Origin of the sequence: Pseudomonas fluorescens, assembly GCF_000967965.1 — a bacterium.
Taxonomy (GTDB): domain Bacteria; phylum Pseudomonadota; class Gammaproteobacteria; order Pseudomonadales; family Pseudomonadaceae; genus Aquipseudomonas; species Aquipseudomonas grandcourensis.
The window spans coordinates 1-337 of record NZ_LACC01000034.1; the positions used below are offsets into that span (position 1 = coordinate 1).

At 64.7% G+C, this 337-nt stretch carries 1 pseudogene; it reads right to left on the reverse strand.

Annotated features, from left to right (window positions below):
- Positions 1 to 337: pseudogene (locus tag VC35_RS30105) on the reverse strand (hypothetical protein); the annotation flags it as partial.

The following is a 337-nucleotide window of genomic DNA, read 5'->3' on the forward strand; positions in this document are numbered from 1 at the left end:
CGTTGCCGGCATCGGCGAGCTCGCTCACCACGTCCCCAAGGTCGGTGACTTCGTAGATATCGCTGCCGACACCGCCGGCCATCGCGTCGGCACCTGCGCGACCGATGAGGACGTCGTCACCCGCACCACCCACGAGCGTGTTGTCCAGTGCATTGCCAATGGCCGTAAAGTGGCCGCTGCCGCCGAAATACAGATTCTCGACGTTGGCACCCAGGGTGTAGCTCGCGAGCGAGGTCCAGATAGAGTCGTCGCCGGCACCGGCGAGCTCGGTCACCACGTCCCCAAGGTCGGTGACTTCATAGATATCGCTGCCGATACCGCCGGCCATCGTGTCGGC